The 6,874-nt window shown below is 44.5% G+C and carries 5 protein-coding genes and 1 pseudogene; all 6 read right to left on the bottom strand.

Annotated features, from left to right (window positions below; genetic code table 11):
- Positions 1-2,166 (bottom strand): hybrid sensor histidine kinase/response regulator (locus tag QVA83_RS08270; RefSeq protein ID WP_287498341.1); only part of this gene is annotated, 2,166 nt, incomplete at its 3' end.
- A gap of 85 nt (positions 2,167-2,251) precedes the next feature.
- A complete protein-coding gene (locus tag QVA83_RS08265) occupies positions 2,252-3,598 on the bottom strand; it encodes an AmpG family muropeptide MFS transporter (protein ID WP_101563445.1) in 1,347 nt (448 codons plus the stop codon).
- 43 nt (positions 3,599-3,641) lie between these two features.
- Positions 3,642-3,965: a hypothetical protein gene (locus QVA83_RS08260; protein WP_014948188.1), complete on the bottom strand. Its 324-nt coding sequence runs from the start codon at positions 3,963-3,965 to the stop codon at positions 3,642-3,644.
- A gap of 142 nt (positions 3,966-4,107) precedes the next feature.
- Positions 4,108-4,995 (bottom strand): DUF3530 family protein, encoded by an 888-nt coding sequence (locus tag QVA83_RS08255; RefSeq protein WP_156077862.1) that lies wholly within the window; start codon positions 4,993-4,995, stop codon positions 4,108-4,110.
- A 150-nt stretch (positions 4,996-5,145) separates the two neighbouring features.
- Positions 5,146-5,862, bottom strand: a complete 717-nt coding sequence (gene rluA / locus QVA83_RS08250; protein ID WP_014948190.1) for a bifunctional tRNA pseudouridine(32) synthase/23S rRNA pseudouridine(746) synthase RluA — start codon at positions 5,860-5,862, stop codon at positions 5,146-5,148.
- Positions 5,863-5,911: 49 nt separating this feature from the next.
- Positions 5,912-6,874 (bottom strand): annotated as a pseudogene (locus QVA83_RS08245) (RNA polymerase-associated protein RapA); the annotation flags it as partial.

Genomic DNA, 6,874 nt, shown 5'->3' with positions numbered 1-6,874 from the left:
GTATTTGAGCTCTTCAAAGGTAACACGCTTCACTAAGTGGAATCGAATACCTGCCTGCAGCGACCCAACAATATCCCTACTGTGAGCATACGCCGTAAGGGCGATGATTGGAAGGTCAGGGTGACCTTCTTTCATTATTTTAGCGACTTCCAAGCCATTGATATCTGGTAAGTTGATATCCAGCAGTACACAGTCAAACGCATTTTCACTCACTCTAATAATAGCGTCGTCACCGGTGTAACTCACGGTAACTTCGTGACCCATACATTGCAGCATATACCCCACCATTTCTGCATTAATGGGCTCGTCTTCTACCAGTAACACGTTGGCCTTTTTTGTTGTTTCAACAACTCTTGCGTTACTTGCTGTAAGGTGATGGAGCGCATCTACAAAGCGGTTTCTATCGATGGGTTTAACAAAACTTTGATAGATGGGTAGTTCACTGTTTGCAATAATGTTGGCAATATCTGGTGTTGCTGATAACACAATAACGGGCGGTACCCGTTCACCAAAAATCGCCTTAAGCGTCCTCACTAGTTCAAGACCATTCATGCCCGGCATATACAAATCTGCAATAATGCCTGAAAACTGGAGTATTTCTTCGTGCAGATTGAGCAAGTTCGCACCAGATGAAAACGTGCGTGCGCTAAAGCCCTCTTTGGTAATAATTGACTGTAAATGCAGCCTAGATATCTCTAAATCGTCAACTACGGCGAAGGTCGCATTAGACGGTGCTGAATTTGTAGCGGGAAGGTCCTCAATAGGTTTCAGAGGCAGTAAAATTTTAAACTCTGTACCAACTCCAACTGTACTGGTTACCTGTAGTGCACCGCCCAGCTTATCAACGCTGCGTTTAGCTACAGACAAGCCAATTCCTGCCCCTGGGAAGCGTTGGCCAGTTGAGTGTTCGCCGCGATAGAAGCGTTCAAACATGCGCTTTTGCGTCGCCTCATCAATTCCTATTCCAGTATCACTAATTATAATAACGAGAAAAATCCCTTGGTTTTTCACCAAGGTTGTAACGGTGACGTCGATCAGTCCATTAGCCGTAAATTTAACGGCGTTATCAAGAATGTTAACTACTACTTTAGAAAGGGCGACAGGATCCGTTTCTGCGTAATGGGGCACACTGTGACTACAGTGCATGTTAAATTCGATTTTTTTGTCTTTTACGCGTACAGAAAACGGCGAGATACATTCGTCGAGCAAGCTGATTAGGTCGACATCTGAAAAGTGCAGATCGTCTTCAGTGTTATTGGTTAATACATCGGTAAGGTTGTTGGTAAGATTAAGAAGTCGATAGCTGGATTGTTCAGCTTGCTGAATTAGTCTGGTACGCTGTTCTTCCATGTTAGGAATAAGTTCAAGAGCACTGATAATTGCACTTATTGGCGCTCTGAATTCATGGCTAATCAGCTGCAAAAACTCTTTGTTTTGTAAATCTCTATTGTCATCCACCATGGCAAGTCTCAACTTCGATTTACCAAACTTTTTAGGCGACTTGTTTGCGTTACTTTTGTTAAAAAGCCATGCAATAAAATACCAAAGTACAATGACGACTGCGCCCAAAATAGTAGTGAGAAGCATCTTATTGCGCAACGCCTGAATACGCAGTAACAACGCGTTTTCTTCCGCCTGCATGGCATTGACCATAGGCAGCAGGCTAAATTGCTGTTGAATACGTTGAGTTGCGTCGGCTATCGGCAACTCAATAAGAGTATGAAGTAAATCTAGTGTGGTTTGCGCGACCTGCCGTGCAGACGCGCTATTCAATCCTTCTTTTGCTATTGCAAAGTCTCTTTCGGATAAGACTGTGGGCGAGATTGCTTGGCCTGCACTACTGCGAAGGTATTCAGATATACCTTGAACGGTGACCTGTAGCTCGCGCTTTAAAATAGTGTAATTCGCGGGTCCAGAAAACGCGCTGCTTTCCATCCGAAACGTAAATTGATTGATACTAGACTCTGTGGCAAGAATATTATCCTCTAAATAACTCTGCTGCTTTAAGGCTGTTATGAGTGCTTGTTGCTTGCTCATCAGCGCGATTAAAACCGCAATAACAACCATAGCGATCAACAGTGCTGTAACACTCACTTTTGAAAAAGTGAATGTCCGCGAAATTGATGATGATTTGCGCTGCGACTGGCCAGCCTGGTTTGAGCTCACGTTCATCCTTGCAAGTAATATGCGGTAGAGATACCTACCTTAAATGTAGGCAACTAACGCTAACTTGCAAGGAAGTAGAAAAAAATTACGGTGACTCAACGCGCTTTATGTGGTGCCTAATTGAATACAAAAAGCAAAGGCTGGGAATTACCATGACTGCTGTGAGAATAAAGAACAAGCTCCAATTGCCTTCAAGACTATCTACAACAAAGCCGCTGCTAGAAGCGACCAAGGTTCTGCCCGCAACACTCAGGGAGGCCATGAGTGCGTATTGGGTTGCACTAAACGCCCGATTACACAATAGTGAGATAAACGCGACCATGGCAACGGTGCTCCAAGCCCCTGTAAAGCCATCGACAATAACGGTTATGGCTAAAAGAGATGTGGAAGGGCCTGTTTGCGCGATCAGTGCAAATAGTAAGTTAGACGCGGCCATGGCCACACCCGCAATCATTAATCCGCGGTAAATACCGTAGCGAATGTTAACCAATCCACCTAACAGTGAAAACACAATGGTTACCCACCAGTTGAGCAATTTTGAGTAAGTAGCGATATCGCTATTAGAAAAGCCAATTTCTTTATAAAACACGATACTCATGCGGCCTAGAAAGGCTTCACCGATTTTAAATAGAAAGATAAACAGTAAAAACGACGCCGCTAATTTAACGCCGTTTCGATTAAAAAATTCGGCGAATGGCGTGACCAGAGTAGTTTGTATCCAGTGAAAAACGGGAGACTGCTTTGTGTCTTTGGCTGTTATCTTTTCAAGCAAGGCTTCGCGGTCAATTTGTGGCTCGTTCGCTAAATACGTGGCGCACATTAATAAAGCCATGAGAGCACCGAGTAAAAGATAAATGTTTGGCCAAGTCCAAGATGTCATGTCAGCCAAGAAGAACGGGATAGCACCAAGCCCGCCATACCCTGTCCACCAGCCAGCGGTGGCTACTGAAGACGCAGCTGACATGCCGTCTTTGTCGTCTTGGGCAATACAGTCAATGCGAAAACCATCGATGGCGATATCTTGCGTGGCTGAGGCAATAGCAATAAGCAAGCCGATTAATGCAACATAAAACAAATCTTGGTCTGCAGTGAGTTGAGACATCACTAAACACAGCAAAACTACACAGCCTTGCATAGCGAAAATCCAACCTCGTCGTTGACCTAATAGTGGGGGCTTGATTTTGTCGACAAGCGGAGACCAGAGGAAATTAAAAGAGTATGTCGCGAAAATAATGCCGAATAAGCCGATGGCCGAGCGAGACAAACCTTCATCTTTGAGCCAAGCAGATAGCACTGAACCAATCATGATCCAAGGGAAGCCACTGGAAATGCCGAAAAGAAATATACTGAGGTATCGTTTGTCGTTAAACGTTTTTAAAGCGTTGAGCAAAACTGCGGCCTTAGGCAAGAATACAAAAGCATATTGAGCCATGAACCACAGTGAGAAGCAATAACGCGTTGAAGTGAAAATTTTACTATGGACGAATGCCTACGCAGTCGAGTGGGCAATGACCCAAACCTTCAAGGAAATTCACGCAGTTATTTAGTTCATCTACAAGAAACTGGTCGTTAATTAGCTTATCTTCATTCCAATAATGCACTTGGTGAAGTAAATGCCAAAAAACCCGTTCTTTTTGTGTGTAGGGCTGCGTTAAGGTGTAATCAATTTGCCCCCATTCTTCCATACTATCCCAAAAGAATAGCTCGATCTCCTCGATAGGAAGCTCTCCTTGCCAAAATGCTCTCAAATAGAAACACAGCTGCTTTGCTTTGTTATCTACGAAATCTTGAACACTCACAAGTAACTCAACCGTTTATGTTTGCTAAAAGTATTATAGTTCATAACAATCTTACTGCTTAGGACAGAGGCTTGCTATTTACACCATTAAATTTAGGTAATTGTTTTGGATACTAATTTAGCGTAATCGGTTAATTATCGAATTACCAGCCTAGGTGGCGAGTCCAACCAATAGTGCTATTTGCAACTATCTGAATATGAGGGGATTTCTGAAACTCCTTTATACTAAAGGCTAATAAATTGCTGGGAATAATTATTTGCCGATAGTGCATCTTTAGTGCGTTTTTTGCGCTAATCTTTCGCTTTTGCGTGGTACTGTTCGCCCAGTCGTTAAATCCACTTAGTGACAGATCCAATATTGGAAAGCTGGACTGCGCTATATTATCTATAACTAATGTGTTCGTTGATTCTTCTGGCCAAAAAGGTGAAATGGCTACGAAAGTGTCTGGATGAAGTTGAGGCTGTTGCTCTACGACGGACAAGTAAGTTGTGGCCAGCATGCCTTGTGCAATGACCATACGGTAGCCTGAATTGTCTTGTAAATAATTATTCAATGCATTGAGTTGTACCCTCAGCGCTGAAGTTGCTGATTCAAAATTGAGATACTGCGTAAGTTGATTACTTCTGGGGTGGATATTTTGGGCTGACATAGACGTAGTTTCAGAGTCTGACATGTCGGTGTTTGTAGATTCAGCAGGTAGGTTCTGCTGGGACGTGACATTGACCGGCAAATTAAACGGACTTATCACTACATTCCAGCCTTTTTCTGCAAGCATGTTGGCAAGGCTATTTCCCTGCGCGAGCGTAAGGCTAGAGGGAAAAGGCTCTGTGAGTATGATAGCCACACCCAAAGGTAATGGTGTTTGCGCTTCAATTTCAATAATTGGGGATTCAACTTCTCCAATCATCAAAGGTTTCACTTCTCCAGGCAGATAGGCGTGACTAACATCTGTGAAAAAGTCACAGTGAGCTGTCATAGGCAATAGCGAAACAATAACAGCAAATGTTAAAAGGAGAGCGTGCCTTTTCATAAAATGTGGTTTGCCTTTACCTTAATCTGGATCTATTCAGCTTGGACAGCATCAAATTAATTCGTACATCAAGCGTTATACGAAGGTTATCGGCAGGGTGCGTTAAAACTAAAATGGAGTCTATTGATAAAGTTGAATAGCGTTAAAACGCTACTCAAAACTTTCTGAGAGCGGCTTTGGGCAAAACGGACTAAAAGGGATGGCGACATTAAAGTGCAGCCAATGCCCAAGTGTCGGGTGCGAAAGACTCAAGCTTTCAGCATGAAGCTGTAAACGAGGCGCCATGGATAACGCTTCTTCATGCGCATAGAGTCTATCTCCCAAAATAGGGTGACCCAAAGCAAGCATATGTACTCGCAGTTGGTGAGAGCGACCGGTAATGGGATAAAGGGCAACGAGAGAATAGGGTCGCTCTTTTTCATCCAGTGTGCGCTCAATGACGTCAAAGTGCGTTACGGCTTTTTTACCGCGCTCGAAGTCTACCATTTGCTTTGGCCTGTTTGGCCAGTCGCAAATAAGGGGAAGGTTAACCTCTCCGCTGTCTTGTTCTACATGTCCATGAACTCGGGCGAAGTAGCGCTTTTTAGTTTGACGTAACTCAAACTGTTTCGAGATATGGCGATGACTATCTTTATTAAGCGCCAGCACCAAAATACCCGAAGTCGCCATGTCTAAGCGATGCACTACTGTGGCGGTGGGATACACTCGGTTCACCCGGCTAATTAGCGAGTCGCGGTGCTCCAATGCTTTGCCCGGAACGCTCAATAGCCCGCTAGGTTTATGCGCAACCACCATGTCCTCATCTTGATACAAAATATCAAGATAAGGTGTCATCGGTGGGTTATAAACAAAACTTGGGTTCGCCATTATGTACTCGTTACTTCACAGTCGCTTTTGAATGTTTAACCTTTCGAGGTTACGGGTTATTTACCACAATACGAATGGCGTCCAGCTGAACATCTGCATCCTGAATAACTTTATCAAGGGCGTTCATTTGCGTTTCAATAAACTCAATTTCGCTGTCACGTACTGCTGGGTTACGCTTTTGAAGATCTCGCAAGCGCTGTATTTCTTCGTTAAGCGTGCTGTGCATGCTGTTAAGTGCATCGTGTTGCTTTTGGTTAGCTTGCTGATGGGCAAGTTTACGCGCCTTTTCAATGGCAAGCTCAAGCGGCTGTTGCAAGGCTTTTAGAAGCTGAGCCGAGATCTTACGTCCAATTTTACGCTTAACGTCGAAGCTTAATTCAGACGGGTTTCCTTGCGCATCTAAACACACTCGCACGGGCGTTTGAGGTAAGAAGCGACCCAACTGAAGCGCTTTAGGCGCTTGCGCCTGCAGCACAAACAACGCCTCAACCCAATAAGCGCCTTTTGGCAAAGACGGCTCGGCAATGAAGCCCATGCTGCTCTTTCCGTGTACGTCGGTGAGTACTACGTCCATGGCGGTATGCACAAGTGGATGATCCCAACTTAAAAACTGTACGTTTTCTAGCGTGGTGGCTACACGGCGCTTGTAAGTAACCGTCATGCCTTCTGGGTCAAGACCTGGAAGCTGGCTCACCATCGATTCAGTTGGCATAAGAATAAAGCAGTCATTGCCTTTTTCGTCCTGCTGAACACCAATAGCATCGAATACGCGACCCATAAAGCGCGACAAATCTTGTTCGCTATCAAGGGTAATAATGTCTTCAAGCAGTTGTTCTACGCGGCCTTCACCCGAGGCATTAAGCTCAAGAAGACGATCGCGACCGGCTTCTAGTTGCGCTACGAGCTGGCTATTAAGCGTAACACTCATGTTCACTAGCTCGTCACGCGCGCTCATATCGTCAGGGTGTAAGCACGCACCAATAAGCAGAGGCTTAACGTCGTCGAATACACC

The sequence above is a fragment of the Alteromonas sp. AO-Serp genome (assembly GCF_017849675.1).
GTDB classification, from domain to species: Bacteria; Pseudomonadota; Gammaproteobacteria; order Enterobacterales; family Alteromonadaceae; genus Alteromonas; species Alteromonas macleodii.
Note: the sequence above shows the minus strand (reverse complement) of the source record. Positions and strands in the feature narration are given on the sequence as shown.